Genomic DNA, 21,713 nt, shown 5'->3' with positions numbered 1-21,713 from the left:
TCAACAGCGAATTGATGCCCACTGTCGCTGGGTGAACAACGGGTTATAGATGGTCGGAGCGGGCCCTGAGTTTGCCCACGAGTCAGGTAGTATTATAAAATCTGCTACCAATACGGTTTCAAGCAGCATATCTTACGCGTGGCTTTTGAAAGCTAAGAAGCGACGCATCCTGGGTTGCTCTCCGGCATCGTGATGTGATCGTTGGCAGCGGCACGCTTTGATACGTCACCTGCACTTTCAATCCGATAGCCTGTGCTTCAGGCCTTAGCTATCTGCGAATGACTTTATAAGTCAACTCGACTAAGTTTGATTTGAGTTGAGCTTATAGAACAAATTTGACGTGACTAGAAGCCAGGCAGCCTGTTCACCAATTTAATCTATAGACGATTTGGCACTCAAGGACATTGAGTGCTAAAATTTATACTTTATGATGATAACCATTAGAAGATTATAACCATGAATCAAACTTTGACGTTGCCGACACCCTCGACAGTGGGTAGCTTAGACCAATATATACAAGCCGTGAATCGTTTCCCATTACTTACGCAAGAAGAGGAACAAGGCTTGGCAATCCGCTTCAACCGCGATAATGACCTGGAATCGGCACGCCAGCTTATCGTCTCGCACCTACGTGTAGTAGTCAGCGTGGCGCGCGGCTATGCTGGTTATGGCTTACCACAAGCAGACTTAATCCAAGAGGGCAATATCGGCCTAATGAAGGCCGTCAAACGCTACGACCCAGATCATGGTGTGCGGTTAGTATCGTTCGCACTGCACTGGATACGCGCTGAGATGCATGAATATATTCTGCGCAACTGGCGCCTGGTCAAGATTGCAACCACGAAAGCTCAACGCAAGCTGTTCTTCAATTTGCGTAGCATGAAGCAGGGGTTGGGATCACTCAAACCGCAAGAAGCCAGTGTAATTGGCCAGCAACTGAAGGTCAGCACAAGCGAAGTGTTAGAGATGGAAGCTCGTTTCAATGGTCACGAAGTGGCGCTGGAGCCAGCTACAAACGAGGAAGATGATAATAGCTTTGCGCCTATCACCTACTTGGCATCTGCGGCAGATAGCGAGCCATCTTGCGTCCTTGAGCACAAACAACTTGAAATGCAGCAAAGCACGGGCTTAACCCGCGCACTGGCGAGCTTGGACGAACGCAGCCGTCGCATCATTGAAGCTCGTTGGCTTCGCGAGGGCAACACGGTTACGTTACACGATCTCGCAAATGAATTTGGCGTGTCAGCCGAACGCATACGCCAGATTGAACAGAAAGCCATGGCGAAAATGCAAGTAACAATGCTGTCCACCATTTAGCTAATCTTTGAAACTTGAATAATTTCTCTCTCTTCCTGCCACAAAGATTGATTAATGGATATCCTCTTCATCCGAGTAACATGAATTTCCGTGAATACAAGGATGCGAATGTCTGACCCTATTTGTCTTAATAAGGCCCGACCCACACTTAAGTACCGGGCTTATCCAACAAACGGTTCAGATCATGGCTTCGCTCGCACGATCTAACCTTATTCGTTAGCTATGAGAAATTTTCCGCTCAGTGATACGCAAATAGACGGTTTTGCCTGGTACTTCTTCAAGCCCAAGTTCTTTGCGCAAGACTTTACGGAGCTCAAGTAACAGCCGGTCTGCTTGAGCAACACCTGACTTCGGAATACCCTCCGCTACACTTTGGGCAAGCTGGACGAGATGAGGTGAGCCGAACAATTGAATATCGGCAATCGCCGACTCAAAATCTGCGGCGTTGTCTGGTGATAATTGGCGACATGGATACTTTTCGATTCGGCGGTATACATCAATCAAAAATTCTGTGAGCTTCTCTCGACGTTTGTTTTCTCGGTCTCGCGAGGCGCTCAAATGATGTACAACGATCCAGCCGACTACTGCGACCATCGCTGTAAGGACTAGTGGAATCAGCAACTTTGATTCATAGCTGACGTAAAGTAGACCCCGATAAAACACTAAAAATTCTATCGGATTGGTTTATAAACATGGCAGCGCAAATAGAACGAATCAAGGTGGGACTCGATTTAATCTGCTATTTCTTACCCGTCACCTCTCTTGGGAGTTGTAATAATGGCTCGTCTTCCCCGGCTATCTTCCCGGCCAACCCTTGCCTGAAAGGCCCTGTCATGCAACAAATTCGGGCGGAACATAGGAAATTTTAAGACGCCCTTGACTTATTTCTTGGTGCTTCCATTCAGCTCACGGAAGCGCATCTTGTCGGCTTCATAACTCGCTTTAACCGAAGCTGCCTTTTCTTGAGCCTTGACCAAGTCTAATTGCAATTTAGCTAATTTATTCTCGCCCTCAGTAATGTCGACTTGCAATGAAACGGGATGCTTTCTGCCAGCGCGCTTTATTCCCTCTGCTTCCTGCTGATAATTCTTCAAGCTCTCTCGGGCTGCTCGTTGCAGTGACTGTATGCTGCTGATAAGTGATTCAACTTGATGCAGATTGCGATCGCGAGCCAGGTCAATTTCCTTCTCATTACTGAAAGTGTTCAATAACGCTTTGTCTTTGCGACTTAATTCAAGTTTAGCTTCATTATCAATACGTTTCTTGGCATCATCCTCCTCATTGGTACGCCGCTCCGTATTGTTTATTTCCTCGTTTCGTTTGATTAAACGCCCCTTATCGTTTAATAGCACATTACTTTTGTTAGTATATTCTGGAGGAATAACTTCGCCGTAATGGGTCACACCCTTGTCGTCCACCCATTTATATAGTTTCGCTTCAACTGCTGTACTGAAGACGACTACAATCAATACCAGACATACACTAAAAATTTTCATCTTATTTACGTTCTATCCCATAACGATCACGGTAAGATTGTACAGCTTGCAGATTCTGCGCCATCGCGGGATTATCCTGCAAATAACCGAGCAAATCGTTCAGTGTAGCAATTGACACCACCGGAATACCATAGTTGCGCTCTACTTCCTGTGCTGCGGAAAGTTCATCTTCATTCCGCTCTGTTTGTTGTCCCAGCTCCATGCGATCCAATGCAATGACCACCCCGCAAGGCGTTGCACCCGCCGCACGGATTAAGGCTATGGATTCTCGGACTGAGGTACCAGCGGAAATCACATCATCGATAATCAGCACACCTCCCTGCAGTTTCGCTCCCACCGTGCTACCGCCTTCACCATGGCCTTTGGCTTCCTTGCGGTTAAAGCAGTACGGCACATTGCGGCCTTTTTCTGCTAGAGCAATGGCCGTTCCCGCCGCGAGCGGAATACCTTTATAAGCGGGGCCGTATAACATATCGAGGGGAATCTTTGAGAATAGAATGGCCTCTGCGTAAAACTGCGTAAGCTGTTTCAACGATTCACCGTCGTTGAACAAACCTGCATTAAAAAAATAGGGCGATAAACGGCCAGCCTTGGTTTTGAATTCACCGAAACACAATACTTTTTGCTTGATGGCGAAACGGATGAAATCCTGGCGAAAATTAGACATGACAGATAGATCAAAAATTTAGACGTGCCGCCATTATAATTACAAGCTTTGCTTATGGAGAATTTTAGTGCGCGTCATCAGCATTAACCTCAACGGAATTCGTTCAGCCTGCAGCAAAGGGTTATTGCCATGGCTGGCACAGCAAGATGCCGACATTGTCTGTGTGCAGGAACTCAAAGCACAAGCCGCTGACATGACGCTAGAAATGTTAGCGCCCGATGGTTACCACGGCTATTTCCACTATGCCGAAAAAAAGGGTTATAGCGGCGTGGGCATCTATTGCAGGCAAAAACCACAAACAGTAATGGAAGGGTTGGGCATTCCTGAATTCGACAGCGAAGGACGTTATATTGAAACACGGTTCGGTAACCTTAGTGTCGTGTCGCTTTACCTTCCCTCCGGTTCCAGCGGTGAGGTGCGTCAGACGGTAAAATTTCAGTTTATGGCTGCCTTTATGCCGCATCTGCGTGAACTTCACGCCAGTGGACGTGAGGTATTGTTATGCGGCGACTGGAACGTAGCCCACACCGAAAAAGATTTGAAAAATTGGCGCGGCAACCGCAAGAACTCCGGCTTTTTGCCAGAAGAACGTGCCTGGCTTACTGAACTATTTAATGAAGTTGGGTTCGTAGACGTGTTCCGTCACCTGCATCCCGAATTGGAAGCTTACACATGGTGGTCAAATCGCGGCCAGGCTTGGGCAAAAAACGTGGGCTGGCGTATTGACTACCACATTGCCACGCCGGGTGTTGCACAGTCCGCTCGATCAGCCAACATCTATATGGATCAGCGCTTTAGTGACCACGCACCGCTGACGGTGGATTACGATATTAACCTTAAGGCAAACATATCTCCTTGAGTATTTCAAGAGACAATGGCACAAGAGACACTTACACCTTGACCACTAAATAGTGGTCTTACTCGAAGTTGTTTCAAAAAAACTAGAATGTCCATGTTAAAATTAAAAGTTGTGTCGCGTCCTGAGGAGCATACGATGCAGGAGTTATAAGGACGCATCTATTAAATTCTGAATTTGTCTGACTTTGTCATTCTCATCTTTACGAGGACAAAAGAGTTTTCAAGATCTCTTTTAAGAGCATTGTCAGATCAAGATGAGCAAGATGAAAGAATTGGAGAACAAGTTGAAGGAATTGAAAACGTTGAAGTTGATGAACAAACTACCAACACCGGGCAAGACTGAATCAAATACATGGATAGCGGTTGGTTGCGTTTATAGCGGACAAGGGGCAGAAAAATGATACCCGAGATCGGTAATTTTTCCCTCATGCTAGCGCTCGTGCTGGCGCTAATACTGGGTGTACTACCTATAACGGGCAGTTTGCGCGGTAATCGGCAGCTGATGGCACTCGCTCGCCCGGTAGCTCGCGGACAACTGGCCTTCATCGTTATCGCCTTCGGCTGCCTCGTTTACTCCTTTGTTACCAACGATTTCTCGGTTAAATACGTTGCCGCCCACTCCAACTCACTATTGCCGGTTCAGTACCGCATCGCTGCGGTGTGGGGCGGACATGAAGGCTCGTTACTTTTATGGATGCTGATGCTCGGCGGGTGGATGCTGGCGGTGACGATATTCAGCAAGCGTTTGCCGGAAGAAATGCTGGCACGCGTATTAGGCGTGATGGGGCTAATCAGTGTGGGTTTCCTCTCTTTCACGCTATTCACCTCCAACCCTTTTGAACGCCTGCTGCCCGCTGCAATGGATGGCCGCGACCTGAATCCTTTGTTGCAAGATCCGGGCATGATATTCCACCCGCCCTTGCTGTATATGGGTTACGTAGGCTTCTCGGTGGCCTTTTCCTTCGCCATTGCCGCATTGATCGGCGGCAAGCTTGATGCAACTTGGGCGCGCTGGTCACGGCCATGGACTACAGTAGCCTGGATGTTTCTCACGCTTGGCGTAATGCTCGGTAGCTGGTGGGCCTATTATGAGCTGGGTTGGGGCGGCTGGTGGTTTTGGGATCCAGTTGAGAATGCCTCATTCATGCCTTGGCTGGTGGGCACTGCACTGATCCATTCCCTGGCGGTAACAGAAAAACGCGGTGCTTTCAAAAACTGGACAGTATTGCTGGCTATTATCGCTTTTTCCTTAAGCCTGCTCGGAACCTTTCTTGTGCGCTCCGGAGTGCTGACTTCCGTGCATTCTTTTGCTACAGATCCGGCGCGTGGACTTTTCATTTTGGCATTTCTGAGTGTGGTAGTCGGCGGGTCGCTTGTACTATTTGCGTGGCGCGCGCCGAAAGTTGGGCTGGGCAGCGGATTCGGATTGATTTCACGCGAATCGATGCTACTGGTGAATAATGTACTACTGGTCGCTGCCGCTGGTGCGGTATTCCTTGGCACGCTCTATCCGTTATTTTTAGATGCATTGAATCTGGGTAAAATTTCGGTCGGACCGCCCTATTTTGAAGCAGTGTTTGCGCCGATCATGGCCGTCGCTGTTTTCTTGATGGGTATCGGGCCACGCGCACCATGGAAGCAAGCGAGCATGGCAAAAATAGTGAAACACCTTGGGCCATGGTTCATTGTCAGCGTGGCTTTGGGAATGCTGGTGCCATCCTGGTTCGGCCACTGGACGGCACCAGTGGTAGCCGGGACTTCGCTGGGGATGTGGGCATTGCTCACAAGCGTGGCTTATCTGGTTACGCGGGTGCGCGAATCAGCCAGCGCGGGCGCTTGGGCAACGTTGCGCGCCACATCGCGTGCCACCTATGGCATGCTGCTCGCCCACGCTGGAATTGGTGTATTTATTCTCGGTGTAACCTTGGTTAAGGGCTACGAAACCAGTAGCGAAATGCGCCTGCGTGTAGGTGACACGACCACGCTGGACGGTTATGTCTTCCGTTTGCTTGCTATGGAGAAAATGAAAGGGCCGAATTACAGCGGAATTCGTGGCACTCTGGAGGTAACACTGGATGGAGCGAAGATAGACACGCTCTATCCTGAGAAGCGTCTTTATACCATGCAGGATTCAGCCATGACCGAAGGGGCCATTTACACGGGCCTGTTCCGCGACCTTTACGTTGCACTTGGCGAACAAGTCAGTAGAGATGAGTGGATTATGCGCATCCAGCATAAACCGATGGTTAACTGGATCTGGGGCGGCTGCTTACTTATGGCGCTTGGCGGTTTGCTGGCGGTAAGCGATCGTCGTTATCGCTTACCATTAACGCCACCCACGCAGCGCTGAAAGGGAACCAATGAACCGCTTTCTTCTTCCTCTTGGGGTTTTTATTATTCTCGTTATTTTCTTGTGGATCGGACTCACACTTAATCCCAGGGAAGTTCCATCGCCCTTGATCAACAAGATAGCACCCACATTTCGGCTGCCACAACTTCATAACGCTGATAAAACGATTGGGCCTGAAGATTTACGTGGCAAAGTTTGGCTGCTTAACGTTTGGGCCTCGTGGTGTGTAACTTGCCGTCAAGAGCATCCTCTGTTAGTAGAGTTGGGACGGCAAAATTTGGTGCCAATTTATGGCCTTAATTACAAGGACAATCGCGATGATGGCCTAACTTTGTTAAGAAATTCAGGTGACCCCTATGTCCTGTCAGCCTACGATCGAGAAGGCAACGTTGGCATTGACTGGGGCGTCTATGGTGTGCCGGAAACTTTCGTCATCGACAAATCAGGTCTCATCCGCCACAAATTTATCGGGGCGCTCACGCCTGAACTCATACAGAACAAACTAATTCCTCTAGTTAAGGAGTTGAACGGTGCATAGCAAACTTCTCTTTCTTGTACTGTTGCTTTTAATGCCACTGGCTCATGCTGATCAGGCGATGATTACGAGAGATGATCCTGTACTGGAAAAACGCGTTATGGATCTGTCTGCACATCTTCGCTGCCTGGTCTGCCAGAACCAGACGATTGCCGATTCCAATGCCGAACTCGCGGTTGACCTTAAAAATCAAGTGCGCGAAAAACTGCGGCAAGGACAATCAGAGCAGGAAATATTAGATTACATGGTAAAGCGCTATGGTGAATTCGTTCTGTTCAGCCCACTGGTGAAATCAACCACTTGGTTGCTCTGGTTCGGGCCACTTCTACTACTAGTAGTGGGGGTGGGCGTACTCATTGTTATTCTGCGCCAGCGCCGCAAAATGATGCAGCAGGCACCCGCCCTGAGCACAGATGAGCATGCCCGCGCGGCCTCGTTGTTGTCTGGAAAAAGAGGCGAGGGACAGTCATGATCACGTTTTGGCTTATAGTGGGCGTTCTGATTGCTGTTACTTTGCTGATTCTGGTGCTTCCATTACTGAGAAGAGGGAATAGCTCAATATCCACCACGCATTCAGAGGTGAATCTGTCTGTTTATCGTGATCAGTTACGCGAATTAGACGCAGATCTGGCAGCCGGGACACTGAATGAGGTTCAATACCAAAACGCGCGGAGCGATCTGGAAAGTCGCGTGCTGGAAGATTCCGGCGCCGCCGAAATCGCTATTGCGCCATCAACGGATAACCGCTGGGGTAATGCGGCGATTGCAGCGTTGATAATTTCAGTACCTTTGTTAGCGATTTCTCTATATTTCATGCTGGGTACGCCAGCCGGATTAAAGCCGCAAATCCCGACAACAGCCATGGACGAAGCACATCCAGCTACACCTGAGCAATTTGAGGCAATGGTGACGTGGCTTGCGGAACGGCTAAAGACAGAACCGGACAATGCCGAGGGCTGGGTGATGCTTGCTCGCTCCTACACCGCCCTCAATCGCTATCAGGATGCCAGTGCCGCTTACGCTCGTGCTGTAGCACTGCAACCGAACAACGCCTCTGTGCTGGCCGATCACGCCGATATGCTGGCCATGCTCAAGCAGACCCTACAAGGTGAGCCAGAAAAAATAATCCGGCAGGCGCTGAAAATTGATCCTGATAACCTCAAAGCGCTGTCTCTGGCAGGTTCTGCGGCTTTCGAACGCAAAGACTACTCAGACGCCATTAAATGGTGGGAAAAAATTCTCAATTTGTTACCGGCAGATTCTCCTGTGGTGGCCTCGGTCAGCGCCAGTGTCAATGAAGCACGTGGATTGGCCGGACTGCCTCCGGTAGTTGTCGCTCCGGCTGGTAACAGAGCCGCGACCCAGTCAAACGTTGCAAAAGGGTCAGTGAGTGGAACGGTACGTCTTGACCCTGCTTTCAAGGCGCGAATCGCAGATACCGACGCCGTTTTTATTTTCGCCCGGGCTGTGGAAGGTGGGCGCAAACCGCCGTTGGCCGTTTTACGCAAGACAGTGAAGGATCTACCGTTTGATTTCACGCTGGATGACAGCATGTCGATGGTGCCAGGTTTAAACTTATCTTCTGTGACGAATGTTATCGTCGGTGCGCGCATATCAAAATCGGGGAATGTAATTTCGAGCGCAAAAGATCTGGAGGGGTTTTCGAAGCCAGTGAAAGTTGGTCAAAAAGACATCGTCATTACCATTGATTCTGAGGTCAAATAAACGGGAGTTTGCTCCAATTGACGTGGTTTTATTTTGCAAGAAATTTGTACGCTGTAGATCAAATTTTTGCAAATTCCACATTGCTTGAACATCGCGAAAAGCTAATAAATACACCACATTTATAGGCGTTGCTCAGGGACAGCCACCTTAAAATATCTATGCCAACAGTCGTTGCTTCAGGATTTGTTGCCATCGGACCGGGATGATGCGATATAGCCAGCGACCAAGCAATGTATAGCGCAAACGCAGGCCGAGATGTGCAAGCCGCAGCAACCAGTGCTGCCCCATTGATAGGGCACGGTGCTTGTCGGCGGCAGCCACTCCCAGCGCAGTTTGCAGCGCGGTGTACAGGGTGGTTTGCGGCAACGGCGCAGCAAATTTGACGACTTGTCGCGACAAAACTTCGTGGTAAACCATTTCGGTAGCGTTAGCCATGTCGCGTACCGAGGTAACCGGTACTGCCCGCGCTTGCGTTTGCTTGTGCACAAAATCGGTACTATTTTCCGGCCGTAATATCGAAATGATGTCATCTAAAATAGCATCAGTATCACACCAGTCTTGCATGATCCAACCGGCACCGTTCGTTTGCACACGCTCATACAGCGCGCCGATCGGAGGCACCAATGCGGGTCGTCCAGCCATCCAAGCTTCGGTCAGGGTGTAGCAATAAGTTTCCGGGCCGGCAGATGGAAACACCACCAGATTAATTCGATAATGGTCGAGCAAGTCTTCCATATGATCTGGCGTGTATTGGCCATGCACTGTCAATAAGGTATCGGCAGTCTGATACGGCTGAAACTGGCGATCCATATAACCGACCACAACCCAGCGAAATGGCAGCTTGCGTTCGCGGCTGCGTGCTACTAAGCGCTCCAGTTGGCGGGCGCCTTTGACCGGGCCAATCGCACCCAATACCCCGATACTTTGATACGCATCCTTCGGCAACAGTAGCGCCGATGTCAGAGCATTAACGCGGTTGGCGGTCAAATCGACGCCGTGCTGGATAACGCGAACATCAGCGCGCGGAAAATAGCTACGGAACATCTCAGCAGCCAAGTCGCTGGGAGCAATCACGAATACTGCCTGCTCAATGAAATCCGCATGCACTGCGCGCCAAGCAACGATGTCAATGCCACGAAAATCTGGCTGGGCGCTAAGACAATTCTGACAGCGCGATGCATCAGTTTCGCTGCCACAATAAATTCCTGTGGCGTCGAGCAGGTTGATAGTCGGACAAGCCAGAAAAAAATCGTGCACACTGAAGCCAAATGGAATTCCAAGGTTGCGCATCGCTTCCAGCAAGCCCGGTCTGCAGCCGGCCAGATGATGTACATGGCATAAATGGATACGAAAACTGGCACACAGGCTGGCCAAAAAATCCGTCCACAGCTGGTCAGGTTGCCGGTTGAATTGATAAGTTAGCAATTCACCGCTGTTGGCATCCTTAAGTTGCCAGACATCATCCATGGTTACCAGCAAATAATGGCGGTAGTCCTCGCCGTCACTGTGCATCAAGCTACGAGTGTGCTGCTCCGTGCCGCCGCTACGGCCGTGCATGATATGCAGGATGCCGGGCTTATCGCCAGCCGCTCCGGTGAGTGCCAGGAACGACTGTGCCAACTGACGGATCGGCTTGATTGGATCGGCCGTGATGAAAGCCATTACACGTTGCATATAGTCTGGATGCTTAGCCAGCAAACGCTGCATATTTTCTTCAACCAGCGTCTCTTTTTTCGTACTAAAAGAGCAACTGCCGACATGCTGGACGAAAGTATCGTCGCACAGTACATTGCGCCATCCAGCTGCCAACGCCCGCATGCAGAAATCATTTTCCTCGCCGTAACCGTGACGGAACGTATCAGCATCGAACAGGCCGATTTTATTAAGCAGGCGACGCCGAATAAACATGCAAAATCCGACCCCGGTGGGTATGTCAGGATAAACGCGAAGGGCGGCTGCCTCAATGGCGCGATTGACGTCCTCTGCATTCATTCCTTGCGGCAACGCATTATCTTGGCAAAAGTTCGGGAACGAGCAAATTTCGGCGTTGTTAGAAAACGGGGTGATTGTGCCGATAAGCGGATCTGAATCAGCGCAACAGCAAAGTTTTTCCAACCAGCCCGAGGTAACGATGGCATCGGAATTGAGCAACACGACATCATTTTGACTGAGCGTCATACCACGGTTAACGGTGCTGACAAAGCCGAGATTTGTATCGTTCTGGAGCAGCCACAGACGTTTGTCTGCTTTGCTACGCTGCGTCTCAAAATAGTCGGCGATGCGGCTATCCGTTGAACAATCGTCGATCATGATGATGCGATGATGGGGCATAGTGGTGCGAAGCACGCTGTCGAGGCAGCGCTGCAAGTCATCGTATGCATTGTAGACCGGGATGATAATGTCGATTGCTGGGGGTAACATGCTAATTCAAGAATTCCCTTTGATGGCACGTTTGAGGAAGCGTAACGGCGACTTCAGCCACCAGACCAAACTGGCGCGATAGTCAATTTGCTGGTTGAGCGCAACATTCAAACGCTCATGTTCAGTAATTTGTTCGTTGCGTAGTGTTAGAAGCGCATTAAGTTTGATTATTTCTTCAGTATGTTGATTTAAGTGATCGGTACAAATATTTAATGCTTCAGTACGTTCACTTAATTGTCCAGTACGTTCATTCAATTGTTCGGTGCGTGTATTCAATTCTTCGGTACGTTCACTTAATTGTTCCGTGCGCATGTCCAGAAGTGCATCACGTTCAGCGATCAGCTGTTCGCGTTCCTCCATTTGCTGGGTGCGAAGCGAAAGAAAATTATCACGTTCAACAATCAGATACTCGCGATCTTTCAGAAGTTGATCCAGCTCCATCACGCGCCTGGTTTGTTTAGCATAATCCTGATAAACCATTTCGGCGCTGTCACTAAACAAAGAAAGTTTATTGAGCGCGGTGGGCAGCATAGAGGGGTTACGGCTACAGACTGCGATGTAATACATTGGCTCGACAGAAGGATGGCTGACTACAGTAACTTGCCGATCGTCGTTAACCAAATATTCTGTCATAACGCAGGCCTGGTTTTCTGGCCAAATGGCGGAATGGAACAATAATTTTTGGCCAAGCCAGAATATATGCGGAAAACTCACGCGCAGTAACTCTTCCAGCTCATTTCGATACAATTCGCGCACATGAAATTCATTGTGATAATCATGTGCATCGGAATACAAGCGCTTGTTCGGAGAGGACAGGATCAATACCCCGTCTGGGCGCAAAACACGCGTGAGTTCAGAAATAAATTCTTTCTGTTTCTCAATGTGCTCTATTGTTTCAAAGGAAATTGCTAAGTCAAAGCTCGCATCTGAAAACGGCAAGCATTCACATGAAGCCGTAACGAATTGCAGGTTAGCATGATGCCTATAATTGTTTTTGGCATGCTGAATTACTTCAACGGATAAATCAACACCCACCACTTGATATGCGGTTTCAGCCACCATGGCGGCACCATAGCCTTCACCGCAGGCCACATCCAAAACTGTGCAATGTGAACTTAGCTGGCGTGCCAAGGCATAGCGGTGCCAATGTTCATACCATATTTCACCGGTGCACACGGGCAAAAAGCGCTCACCCGTGAAGGAAGGAGGTTGGCTCACAAATTCAAGAAATATTAAAACTGAAGATTATACACGCTACGTAGACTAATTCAGCACGGAATAATGTGTTTAGCATGTGAATAACATAGGTTAAGTCCTCAAATAGATTGAACTTTAGGTTGTCGGCACTTATTTAAGGGTAGGGACAAAAACAATGCAGAAAAGTTCAGATCCAGGTGGATTATTAAACATCAGAACATTTTAACGGGATCATAAACCTTAAGTATTTGTGGGATATCTGCTTCTGGCATGCATCTCAGTTCATTTAGGGTCAGCTTCCGAGTACATCTTTTGTTGCCACATTTTTTGCAATGCATCCTCCAAATGCAGGGCAAAACGTGGGGCATTAAAAAGTGGCGAAGCAAGCACTTTCTGCCGTAATCCTGACCTCAGTTGCGCCAAACGATTAATGTCAGTGGCGTGAAACAGAGTCCGGTTTACATAGTCACCTTCATCGCTGGCAATCCAATCTTCCAGACTGGCACAGGTTAGCATGCTGGCACCTTGGCGGGCGAGCAATGTGCCGCCGGCGAGGGTCAGGGTAGGCACCCCCATCCACAACGCTTCGCAGGTTGTAGTGCCCCCGGGATAAGGAAATGTGTCCAGAATGATATCCACGTTAGCATATGCCGCGAGATAATCCTCTCTAGGAACATATCCTTCCATTATTACTCGCTCCGGCATTATCCCGACTTGAACGAACCGATGCTGTAGAGATTCGCGCGCGATTGAGCAATTCAGCTGACTGCTTTGCAGCCGCAGTCGAGCTTCTGGCAAGGCAAGGAAAATTTGTCCCCATGCAGCCAGCACAGTGTCATTTACCTTGGTAAGATTTTGGAAACAACCAAAAGTGATATAGCCATTCTGCACTGCCGGCAAGGGGGTTAATTCCAGCCCTGCTCTATTTGCAGGTGGGGTGAAGCAAAGCCGGGTTTCTGGCAGATACCACACTGTTTCAGTAAAGTGCTCCCGGTGAGTTTCCGGCACCGATACCGGGTCTGCCAGAAGATAGTCTATCGTCGGCAACCCGGTGGTAGCGAAATAGCCCAACCAACTTACTTGCACCGGAGCAGGCTTCAGTGCAAACATCGGCAAACGATTGCTGGCAGTATGCCCTGTCAGGTCAATGAGAATATGAACCCCATCATCGTGAATCTTCCGGGCCGCAGCCTCATCACTAAGACCCACAATCATATTCCAGGCAACAAAACAAGGCCGAATGCGGGCGGTGAGTTCGTCCTCTTGTGGAGACGTCGAATATGCAACCAGCTCTACTCGAGCAGGGTTCAAATTCGCGAGAATACTCTCCAGGAAAAAACCAACGGGATGCGTTCTAAAATCTCCAGAAACCAGGCCAATCCGCAGAGGCAGCATACCTCGTCCCACTGTGTTTTCTGGATAAACAAGCCAACTTGTATACGGTTGGACCTTTGCCATCACTTGATTGCCATAGTGACGTGCTTCTGCGAGATGGTTATCAGGCAAGCACTTGGAATAAAAACTCAGGGTAAAAAGCAGGTTGCTATGAGCCTTGGGATAAACCGGCCTGAGCGCGAGTGCTTTGTGGTAGCTGTCAACCGCCCCATCCAATTTACCTTGCTCTTGTAGCGCAAGTCCCAGATTGTTGTACGCTTCGGCATAATCCGGTTTGATTGAAAGCGCTTTGTTGTAACAGGCAATCGCCTCATCCATTTTACTTTGTTTCTGAAGCGCGAGCCCAAGGTTACTGTACGCCTCGGCAAAATCCGGCTTGAACGCTAGCGCTCTCTGGAAGCTCTCAACCGCTGCATCCAATTTGCCTTGATCTTTAAGCGCGTTCCCCAAATTATTGTGCGCCTCGGCATAATCCGGTTTGATTAAGAGCGACTGGTGGAAGCTCACAATTGCCGCTTCCAGTTTGCCTTGTGCCATGAGCGCATTTCCCAAGTTGTTATACGCATCAACAAAATCCGGCTTGAGCGAAACTGCCTTCCGGTAACTTCCGATTGCTGCATCCAGCTTGTTTTGTGCCTTGAGAGCAGTTCCCAAGTTATTGTATGCCTCAGCATAATCCGGCTTGAGCAGAAGTGCTTGGCCGTAACATGCTATTGCTTCTTCCAGCTGGCCTTGATCCTTGAGCGTATTTCCCAGATTGCTGTGCGTCTCGGCAAAATCGGGCTTCAATACGAGTGACCGACGGAAACTCTCAATCGCCGCTTCCAAATTACCTTGTTCCTTGAGGGCATTCCCCAAATTGTTGTGCACTTCGGCAAAATCCGGCTTAATTGAAAGCGCTTGACGATAATTGAGGATGGCTTCCTCCAACTGACCTTGGTCCTTGAGCGCATTCCCCAAATTAATGTAATAAATTGGATTGGATGGATTTATACGGATAGCCTTGCTAATAAGTCCAACAGCAATCCCGTTCTTTCCTCCCTGACGGGCTATCAGCCCTAATAAATGCAGCGCATCCGGATGGTTTGGCTCTACTTGGAGTATTTTCTGATAAATAGCTTCTGCCTGAGACAAACGTCCAGCTTGATGGTGTTCCCGTGCGATCTGGATAATTTGGGGGATTGATAAATCTGATGAGTGCGTTTTTGCCATAGGAACTTCCCCGCTTGGCTGGCAGCAATGCTTATATTTCTTACCGCTGCCACAAGGACAAGGATCATTACGGCCGATTTTTTTCATTTTAAAATATTGTTTAAGTATTTTAGCTTGGGGTTAACCAAAAATACCTCGTCTAACTTGAATTTGAGTTTTTACAGATGACCGTTATATTATCATGCAGACCATTTATACCTGATCGATCAATGACTACACCACGCTTTTATTGTCCCCCACCACTGCATGCAAATACCAAATTTGAGCTGCCAGAAGCTGCCGCACATCACGCCAGTCGAGTCTTGCGCCTGCGCGTTAATGATGGAGTTCGGGTATTTGATGGTGTCGGCAATGAACTTCATGGCCGCATCTGCGAAATCGAAGGCAAAAAAGTAGTGCTGGAGAAACTACAAGTTTGCACGGTCAACCGCGAGTCTCCATTAAATATCGTACTGGCACAGGCGTTGTGTAGTAGCGAAAAAATGGACTGGGTAATACAAAAGGCCACTGAACTCGGTGCTACCGAAATACAGTCAGTACAGACCCAACGTAGCATGGTAAAGCTAACTGGAGACCGCGCTGAAAAACGCACCCAACATTGGCATGGCATCACCATTGCAGCATGTGAACAATGTGGCAGAAACATGTTACCTAAAGTTCATGCTCCACTAGAATTCAGCTCGTGGATTGCCACTATAGGCGATGCGCGGGGCAGCAAATTTATCCTGTTGCCGGAAGCCGTGACAACATTGCATGAGCAGCCGAAACCGCAAGGGAAAGCGACCCTGTTGATTGGGCCGGAAGGTGGTTTCAGTGCGGACGAAGTCCAGATTGCCCAGCGAGCTGGTTTTATTTCTATCCGTTTAGGTGCACGCTTGCTACGTACCGAGACGGCTGCGGTGGCGGGAATAGCTACTTTGCAAACTTTGTGGGGGGATTTTATTTAGGCAAGTGATCAACGAGTGTAATTAATTTTGCCTAAACAGGCATAGCAGGAAATAGCGCAACTTTGAAAAGTAATGAACATCACCATAGCAAAGACGGCATCCTCATCTTATTTAATTGGCCAGCTACTGGCCGACTGTCATAAACCTGATTACCTATAGACCCGGCACGATTTATAAATGAATTTTTATTGGTTTTCGATGTCTATGGAGTATGGAAAAAGAAGATGCCCGCAAGCAGTCGCGAGAAGTACTGCATGAACGACGCAAGCAAGTTATTCGTATGCACCGCAAAGGTGTGGCGGTGATGGAGATCGTGGTGCAAACGGGACTGAGCTGGACGGCAGTCAATACGGCGCTGCGGTTGTATAAGGCTGAAGGTTCGGGGGCACTCAAGCCCGGCGTTCGGGGTAAAAAACCTGGCAGTGGACGTAGCTTGACGGTTAGCCAAGAGCTGGCGATTCAACAAACCATCTGCGACAGACGCCCCGAACAACTCAAGATGGATTTTGCGCTATGGAGCAGGCCCGCTGTGCGCCAGCACATTGAGCTGGCGCACGGTATCAAGCTGTCTATTCGGGCAGTAGGCAACCACTTGGCACGTTGGGGTTTTACACCACAAAAACCCATTAAAAAAGCATACGAGCAGCGGCCTGAAGCCGTCCAGGCTTGGCTTGTTGAACAGTATCCGGCCATTGAAACCAGAGCAAAAGCCGAAGGTGCGGAAATTCACTGGGGCGACGAGACGGCGCTAGTCAACACGGATGTCAGAGGCAGGAGCTATGCGCCGGTGGGCAAGACACCTGTGACGTTCGCAGTAGGCGGCACGCGCCACAAGCTATCGATGATTGCGACGGTAACCAATCAGGGTAAAACGCGCTGGATGATTATTGATGAGGCATTTAACTCCGACAAGCTCATTGAATTTCTGGAGGCGCTCATCAAGGATACAGACCGCAAGGTGTTTCTGATACTGGACAACTTGAGAGTTCATCACAGCAAACCTGTAAAGGCTTGGGCTGCCGAGAACGCACAGAAAATCGAGTTGTTCTACTTGCCCAGCTACAGCCCTGAACTCAACCCCGAAGAAAGACTGAATGCAGATCTCAAGCACGTCATCACTTCAAAGGTGCCAGTGCGCACCAAGGCAAAACTCAGAGCTGCTGCGACTGATCACATGATCATGCTTGAGCAAAACCCCGAACGCGTGCGCCGTTATTTCGGCGACCCAAAAGTCGCCTACGCGGCTTCATGAATAATTCGTGCCGGATCAATAGGGAGACGCTGATTAATTCAAAATTTCGCGGAATTTCGCGCGTAACCAATTGATTTTTAAATTTGTTAAATTCTGAAACGCGAGTTAATCAGCGCTTCCCCAGCTGGGCAGACATGGTTCTATCCGTTGGTTCCGAACATCATACGTCTTGCTACGAATTTTTTCGCGCCCGGCAGACAGTCCAGTAACGTAAGTGCAGCCGCGCGTCCTGATTTAAGCAGCAACAGATCATTGGAGAAAAGACGCACCAGACCATCGGTGAAATGTATACCGGCCTGGCGGTCAAATTGACGTTGTTTGCGATAGTTGGTAAGCATAGCATCAGAACCAAGTGTCTCTGGTGCGCAATTGAGAATTTCTTGCGCCAATTCCCACGCGTCGCGCAGCCCCATGTTGAAACCTTGCCCGGCCACGGGATGCAACGTCTGTGCAGCATTGCCAATCAATACTGTGTGCGGCAGCGTGATTTTGGGCGCGCGTTTGAGCCGCAGCGGGAAGCAGGCGCGTTCCCCAATAGTTAAAAATTTACCAGCTCGATCACCGAAGTGTTGATGCAATTGGGCAAGAAAAGCGGCATCATTCCAGCGCAGTATTTCTTGCGCCATTTCATGTGGCGCAGTCCAGACCAGTTCATAACCGTCCCTGAACGGCAACAATGCCAACGGTCCCTGCATAGTAAAGCGTTCGAACGCAATATCCGGCTGCGGATGGGTGCAGGTGACATGTGCAATGACGGCACTTTGACCGTAATCGCGAATCTCCGGCGGATGAGCGGCTTCCAGCAACTTTCCCCCATCGGCTACCACTGCTAAACGCGCTTCAAGTTGGTGGTCGATCCCTGCATGCTGATAGTGAATGGATGCCCCATTCGATGTGCTTTGTAGTTGCGTAACAACGGCGCCAGTGAGACAAGTTGATTTGCTCCCCTTTAAAGCACTTTGTAATGCGTTTTGCAGCGCCGTGTAGGGCAGCACATAGCCCAGTTCCGGCACTTTGAGTTCTTTGGCACGTAACAGGGTGCGGCCGAAAGAATTTTTCTGTGAAACATGAATGGTCTTGATTAACGAAACTTGTGTAATCCCCTTCCATACACCGAGTCTCTCCAGTAACTGACGGCTACCACTGGACAACGCTAAGGCACGCGGGTCAGCGCTCACGTGTTCCATTTTGCGCGCTTCCAGCATGACAATCTGCAACCCGCTGTCGCGCAATGCGAGCATCAATGCGGTGCCAACCGGGCCACCCCCGATTATCGCGATGTCGCAATGTGCATTCATGGCTGTCTCATCAAATCTTCAATGGCCGTTACAGCTTTGGGTACGGCTTCGGTCAGCACTTCGCAGCCTTGTGCGGTGATGGCCACATCATCTTCAATGCGGATACCGATATTCCAGAATGCTTGCGGCACATCCTCTGCCGGACGGATATAACAGCCCGGTTCGATCGTAAGTGCCATGCCGGGTTGCAGCGCGCGCCAATTATTGTCCAGTTTGTATGTCCCGACATCGTGCACATCCATGCCAAGCCAGTGGCCGGTACGATGCATGTAGAAGCGTTTATAGCTGCCGCTTTCGAGCACAGCCTCGACGCTGCCATGGCATAGCTTAAGGTCGACAAAGCCTTGCGCCAACACGCACACGGCAGTGTCATGCGGCTCGTTCCAGTGTGCGCCGGGACGTGCGGCTGCAATGGCGGCGATCTGTGCAGATAATACCAACTCATAGACGTCTTTTTGTGCACCGTTAAAACGACCATTTACCGGAAAGGTACGGGTGATATCTGCAGCATAGCCATCGACTTCGCAGGCCGCATCAATCAGCAATAATTCGCCGTCTTGTAATAGTGCATTGTTGCTGATGTAGTGCAATACGCAGGCATTGGCACCGCCGGCAACTATTGAGGTATAGGCAGGCGCTTGCGCACCGTTTTTGCGAAATTCATGCAGCAGCTCTGCCTCGATCTCATATTCCATTTTGCCGGGGCGGGTGGCGCGCATCGCACGGATATGCGCAGCGGCCGAAATAGTGGCGGAACGTCGCATGATGCCAAGTTCATCGCTATCTTTAATTAAACGCATTTCATCAAGCAGCATGCGTATGTCATGAATCTCATTGGGCGCGGTTATGCCACTGCGCACCTGTGCCTGCACACAGGCGCGCAGCGCAAGAATGCGGTCGTCCCACGGGGCATGGGCGCCAAGCGGATGGAACAGTGCGGGCTGGTTGCCCATCAGTCCGGTGAGCTTTTCATCCAGCTGTGCGATGGGAAATGCAGCGTCGAAACCAAATTTTTCTTTCGCACCGTCTGGCCCGTAGCGAAAACCATCCCATATTTCGCGCTCTATATCTTTCGCGCGACAGAACAGGATGGACTGCGGGACGGCACCAGCAATCAGTACGAGTACGGCTTCCGGCTCATCAAAGCCGGTAAGATAGTGGAAGTGGCTATCAAAACGATAAGGATAATGCGCATCCCCATTGCGCAATACTTCCGGTGCGGTAGGAATTACAGCAACGCCACGCTGCATCTGACTAATAAGACGGCTACGACGGCTGGCATAAAGAGAGGTATTAAACATGAGCGGCATTGTGCTGTGAACGTAATTCGTTGTCGAGTTTTTCAAGGCGTTGCGGCGTTCCCACATCCAGCCAGCGGCCCCGGTAATGTTCGCCGCTCACCTTACCTAACGCAATCTGGGCGCGTAATAGCGGCGCAAGAGGTGCAATGGTGCCGCGTGGGATATTTGCGAATAAGCCGGGCTGGTAAATTCCTATACCACTGAAGGTAAATGCGGGTGCATTATTGACTACTCTGCCACTGCTTAAACCGAAATCCCCGTTGGGATGGTGCACAGGATTGTTGACTAACACCAGATGTGCAGTATCGCCGCTTGCTCTGAGTGTAGCTGCGAGTTCGGGAAGTTGAACAAAATCATAGTCGCAATAAATGTCGCTGTTGATAACGGCAAACGGCGCATCACCCAATAAAGGCAACGCATTAGCAATGCCCCCTGCCGTTTCAAGGACGGGATTCTCCGCTGAGTAGTGGATGCGTATGCCGAACTGACCCCCGCCTCCTAACTCAGCTTCGATTTGATTGCCGAGATAGGCGTGATTTATTACCAGATCACAGATGCCCGCTCTTGCCATATTCTCGATATGCCACACAATGAGCGGCTTGCCGCCGGCTTTCAATAAGGGCTTGGGGGTGTGATCGGTGAGAGGACGCATGCGTTCACCACGTCCAGCGGCCAGCAGCATGGCTTTCAAAAGGTGTATCCCACGACTGGTTGCTTTTTCTCCAGGATATCCAGTATATGCAGTAGCGGCTTTAAATCCACGTAACGTTCACAAGCGCGGCGCAAATAATCCATCACCAGCGGTAAGTCTTTCAGGTAACCGTCCTTGCCGTCCCGGTGATATAGCCGCGCAAAGATACCCAGAACTTTCAAATGCCGCTGGACGCCCATCCATTCGTAATCCCGAAAAAAATCCGAAAAGTCACTGTGTACCGGCAGCCCGGACTTGCGCGCTTTTTCCCAATAACGAATTAGCCAGTCCAGCACTTCCGCTTCTTCCCAGCGAATATAAGCGTCTTTAAACAGCGAAGCCAGGTCATAAGTGATTGGCCCATAGGCCGCATCCTGAAAATCCAAAATACCCGGGTTAGGTGTGCTAACCATCAAGTTACGTGAATGGTAATCACGATGAACAAACACACGCGGCTGTGCCAAGTTGTTTTGAAGAATGCGCTGAAATACGGTTTCTAATGCCGCGTTTTGTTTCTCGTCCAGCATAACTTGCAAATGTTTAGCGACATACCATTCCGGAAACAGGTACATTTCGCGCATAAGCAGTGCCTTATCGTAGGGTGGCAATTCAAATTCACGGCTCGCTAGCTGAATAGTGATCAACGCATCAGTGGCGGCACCGTATAGTTCGTGTGCATTGCTGGCATTAAGTGCTTGCAGGTAAGTAGTGCTGCCCAAATCAGTCAGCAACAGAAAGCCTTGTTCCAGATCCTGTGCCAGCACCTGCGGCACATGCACACCTGTTGCACCAAACAGTTGAGCGACATGGATGAACGAACAACAGTCTTCATGTTGAGGCGGTGCGTCCATCACTATCAATGTTCGGTCGACGAAAGTAGCGCGAAAGTAGCGGCGGAAGCTGGCATCGGCAGAAGCGGGTGAAATATCGAATAAACTATCGGGAAATTTACTATGCAGCCATGTTTTAATCTGTTGTTGACGTTTCATTATTGATTTTGGATTGCCTAAATCGTGGATTTGTGCGATTTTAGCACCTTAATTTGTCGACC

The 21,713-nt window shown here is 49.7% G+C and carries 19 protein-coding genes and 1 pseudogene; 9 read left to right on the top strand and 11 right to left on the bottom strand.

Features of this window, described 5'->3' with window-relative positions:
• Positions 1–456 precede the first annotated feature (456 nt).
• Positions 457–1,317 carry an RNA polymerase sigma factor RpoH gene (gene rpoH, locus MKZ32_RS00905; RefSeq protein WP_239795540.1) on the top strand — a complete coding sequence of 287 codons (861 nt, stop codon included), beginning with the start codon at positions 457–459 and terminating at the stop codon, positions 1,315–1,317.
• A gap of 216 nt (positions 1,318–1,533) precedes the next feature.
• On the opposite strand, the gene MKZ32_RS00900 is transcribed toward rpoH, so the two are convergent.
• From MKZ32_RS00900 to pyrE, 3 genes are all read right to left on the bottom strand, one after another.
• Entirely contained in the window at positions 1,534–1,911 is a 378-nt protein-coding gene (locus MKZ32_RS00900) for a hypothetical protein (protein WP_239795539.1), read from the bottom strand.
• A 287-nt stretch (positions 1,912–2,198) separates the two neighbouring features.
• Entirely contained in the window at positions 2,199–2,813 is a 615-nt protein-coding gene (locus MKZ32_RS00895; protein ID WP_239795538.1) for a DUF4124 domain-containing protein, read from the bottom strand.
• A 1-nt stretch (position 2,814) separates the two neighbouring features.
• Complete coding sequence (gene pyrE, locus MKZ32_RS00890; protein WP_239795537.1) at positions 2,815–3,480, bottom strand: orotate phosphoribosyltransferase; 666 nt, start codon at positions 3,478–3,480, stop codon at positions 2,815–2,817.
• Positions 3,481–3,547: 67 nt separating this feature from the next.
• On the opposite strand from pyrE, the gene MKZ32_RS00885 reads away from it, so the two are divergent.
• From MKZ32_RS00885 to ccmI, 6 genes are all read left to right on the top strand, one after another.
• Positions 3,548–4,339, top strand: coding sequence for an exodeoxyribonuclease III (locus tag MKZ32_RS00885; protein ID WP_239795536.1), 792 nt, complete (start codon positions 3,548–3,550; stop codon positions 4,337–4,339).
• A 174-nt stretch (positions 4,340–4,513) separates the two neighbouring features.
• The gene (locus MKZ32_RS00880) at positions 4,514–4,681 is read left to right on the top strand and encodes a hypothetical protein (protein ID WP_239795535.1); all 168 of its coding nucleotides are present in this window, start codon (positions 4,514–4,516) and stop codon (positions 4,679–4,681) included.
• A gap of 54 nt (positions 4,682–4,735) precedes the next feature.
• On the top strand, positions 4,736–6,688 hold the full coding sequence (locus MKZ32_RS00875; protein ID WP_239795534.1) for a heme lyase CcmF/NrfE family subunit: 1,953 nt from the start codon (positions 4,736–4,738) through the stop codon (positions 6,686–6,688).
• A gap of 10 nt (positions 6,689–6,698) precedes the next feature.
• The gene (locus tag MKZ32_RS00870) at positions 6,699–7,226 is read left to right on the top strand and encodes a DsbE family thiol:disulfide interchange protein (RefSeq protein ID WP_239795533.1); all 528 of its coding nucleotides are present in this window, start codon (positions 6,699–6,701) and stop codon (positions 7,224–7,226) included.
• Positions 7,219–7,695 carry a cytochrome c-type biogenesis protein gene (locus MKZ32_RS00865; RefSeq protein WP_239795532.1) on the top strand — a complete coding sequence of 159 codons (477 nt, stop codon included), beginning with the start codon at positions 7,219–7,221 and terminating at the stop codon, positions 7,693–7,695. The genes MKZ32_RS00870 and MKZ32_RS00865 overlap by 8 nt, the downstream gene beginning before the upstream one ends.
• A complete protein-coding gene (ccmI, locus tag MKZ32_RS00860; RefSeq protein ID WP_239795531.1) occupies positions 7,692–8,948 on the top strand; it encodes a c-type cytochrome biogenesis protein CcmI in 1,257 nt (418 codons plus the stop codon). The genes MKZ32_RS00865 and ccmI overlap by 4 nt, the downstream gene beginning before the upstream one ends.
• A gap of 156 nt (positions 8,949–9,104) precedes the next feature.
• Here the strand turns inward: ccmI and MKZ32_RS00855 are convergent, their stop codons facing one another.
• The 4 genes and pseudogenes from MKZ32_RS00855 to MKZ32_RS15580 form a co-directional block, all read right to left on the bottom strand.
• Positions 9,105–11,369 (bottom strand): glycosyltransferase, encoded by a 2,265-nt coding sequence (locus MKZ32_RS00855; RefSeq protein WP_239795530.1) that lies wholly within the window; start codon positions 11,367–11,369, stop codon positions 9,105–9,107.
• Positions 11,370–11,375: 6 nt separating this feature from the next.
• The gene (locus MKZ32_RS00850; protein WP_239795529.1) at positions 11,376–12,587 is read right to left on the bottom strand and encodes a class I SAM-dependent methyltransferase; all 1,212 of its coding nucleotides are present in this window, start codon (positions 12,585–12,587) and stop codon (positions 11,376–11,378) included.
• A 261-nt stretch (positions 12,588–12,848) separates the two neighbouring features.
• On the bottom strand, positions 12,849–15,173 hold the full coding sequence (locus tag MKZ32_RS00845; RefSeq protein ID WP_239795528.1) for a tetratricopeptide repeat protein: 2,325 nt from the start codon (positions 15,171–15,173) through the stop codon (positions 12,849–12,851).
• Positions 15,174–15,188: 15 nt separating this feature from the next.
• Positions 15,189–15,260, bottom strand: a pseudogene (locus MKZ32_RS15580) (SEC-C metal-binding domain-containing protein); the annotation flags it as partial.
• 122 nt (positions 15,261–15,382) lie between these two features.
• Here MKZ32_RS15580 and MKZ32_RS00835 point away from each other — a divergent pair.
• Both MKZ32_RS00835 and MKZ32_RS00830 read left to right on the top strand, forming a co-directional pair.
• Positions 15,383–16,120: a 16S rRNA (uracil(1498)-N(3))-methyltransferase gene (locus tag MKZ32_RS00835; RefSeq protein ID WP_239795527.1), complete on the top strand. Its 738-nt coding sequence runs from the start codon at positions 15,383–15,385 to the stop codon at positions 16,118–16,120.
• Between the two features lie 211 nt (positions 16,121–16,331).
• Positions 16,332–17,372 (top strand): IS630 family transposase, encoded by a 1,041-nt coding sequence (locus MKZ32_RS00830; protein WP_239795526.1) that lies wholly within the window; start codon positions 16,332–16,334, stop codon positions 17,370–17,372.
• A 140-nt stretch (positions 17,373–17,512) separates the two neighbouring features.
• Here the strand turns inward: MKZ32_RS00830 and MKZ32_RS00825 are convergent, their stop codons facing one another.
• Genes MKZ32_RS00825 through MKZ32_RS00810 form a run of 4 tightly spaced genes read right to left on the bottom strand, consistent with a single transcriptional unit; the run spans position 17,513 to position 21,651 of the window.
• A complete protein-coding gene (locus MKZ32_RS00825) occupies positions 17,513–18,670 on the bottom strand; it encodes an FAD-dependent monooxygenase (RefSeq protein ID WP_239795525.1) in 1,158 nt (385 codons plus the stop codon).
• On the bottom strand, positions 18,667–19,971 hold the full coding sequence (locus MKZ32_RS00820; protein ID WP_239795524.1) for an aminopeptidase P N-terminal domain-containing protein: 1,305 nt from the start codon (positions 19,969–19,971) through the stop codon (positions 18,667–18,669). The genes MKZ32_RS00825 and MKZ32_RS00820 overlap by 4 nt, the downstream gene beginning before the upstream one ends.
• Positions 19,964–20,653: an N-acetylmuramate alpha-1-phosphate uridylyltransferase MurU gene (murU, locus tag MKZ32_RS00815; protein ID WP_275584306.1), complete on the bottom strand. Its 690-nt coding sequence runs from the start codon at positions 20,651–20,653 to the stop codon at positions 19,964–19,966. Before murU ends, MKZ32_RS00820 begins: the two co-directional genes overlap by 8 nt.
• Before the next feature lie 5 nt (positions 20,654–20,658).
• Positions 20,659–21,651 (bottom strand): aminoglycoside phosphotransferase family protein, encoded by a 993-nt coding sequence (locus MKZ32_RS00810; protein ID WP_239795522.1) that lies wholly within the window; start codon positions 21,649–21,651, stop codon positions 20,659–20,661.
• Positions 21,652–21,713 lie beyond the last annotated feature (62 nt).

Source organism: Candidatus Nitrotoga arctica (genome assembly GCF_918378365.1).
Lineage (GTDB): Bacteria > Pseudomonadota > Gammaproteobacteria > Burkholderiales > Gallionellaceae > Nitrotoga > Nitrotoga arctica.
The sequence above is the reverse complement of the archived record's forward strand: the minus strand, read 5'-3'. Positions and strand labels throughout refer to the sequence as shown.

Excerpts from the sequence above, each read along its gene's own strand:
- rpoH (WP_239795540.1), top strand. The coding sequence starts at position 457 with ATGAATCAAACTTTGACGTTGCCGACACCCTCGACAGTGGGTAGCTTA.
- MKZ32_RS00900 (WP_239795539.1), bottom strand. The coding sequence starts at position 1,911 with ATGGTCGCAGTAGTCGGCTGGATCGTTGTACATCATTTGAGCGCCTCG.
- MKZ32_RS00895 (WP_239795538.1), bottom strand. The coding sequence starts at position 2,813 with ATGAAAATTTTTAGTGTATGTCTGGTATTGATTGTAGTCGTCTTCAGT.
- pyrE (WP_239795537.1), bottom strand. The coding sequence starts at position 3,480 with ATGTCTAATTTTCGCCAGGATTTCATCCGTTTCGCCATCAAGCAAAAA.
- MKZ32_RS00875 (WP_239795534.1), top strand. The coding sequence starts at position 4,736 with ATGATACCCGAGATCGGTAATTTTTCCCTCATGCTAGCGCTCGTGCTG.
- MKZ32_RS00870 (WP_239795533.1), top strand. The coding sequence starts at position 6,699 with ATGAACCGCTTTCTTCTTCCTCTTGGGGTTTTTATTATTCTCGTTATT.
- ccmI (WP_239795531.1), top strand. The coding sequence starts at position 7,692 with ATGATCACGTTTTGGCTTATAGTGGGCGTTCTGATTGCTGTTACTTTG.
- MKZ32_RS00855 (WP_239795530.1), bottom strand. The coding sequence starts at position 11,369 with ATGTTACCCCCAGCAATCGACATTATCATCCCGGTCTACAATGCATAC.
- MKZ32_RS00845 (WP_239795528.1), bottom strand. The coding sequence starts at position 15,173 with ATGGCAAAAACGCACTCATCAGATTTATCAATCCCCCAAATTATCCAG.
- MKZ32_RS00835 (WP_239795527.1), top strand. The coding sequence starts at position 15,383 with ATGACTACACCACGCTTTTATTGTCCCCCACCACTGCATGCAAATACC.
- MKZ32_RS00830 (WP_239795526.1), top strand. The coding sequence starts at position 16,332 with ATGGAAAAAGAAGATGCCCGCAAGCAGTCGCGAGAAGTACTGCATGAA.
- MKZ32_RS00825 (WP_239795525.1), bottom strand. The coding sequence starts at position 18,670 with ATGAATGCACATTGCGACATCGCGATAATCGGGGGTGGCCCGGTTGGC.
- MKZ32_RS00820 (WP_239795524.1), bottom strand. The coding sequence starts at position 19,971 with ATGTTTAATACCTCTCTTTATGCCAGCCGTCGTAGCCGTCTTATTAGT.
- murU (WP_275584306.1), bottom strand. The coding sequence starts at position 20,653 with ATGCTGCTGGCCGCTGGACGTGGTGAACGCATGCGTCCTCTCACCGAT.
- MKZ32_RS00810 (WP_239795522.1), bottom strand. The coding sequence starts at position 21,651 with ATGAAACGTCAACAACAGATTAAAACATGGCTGCATAGTAAATTTCCC.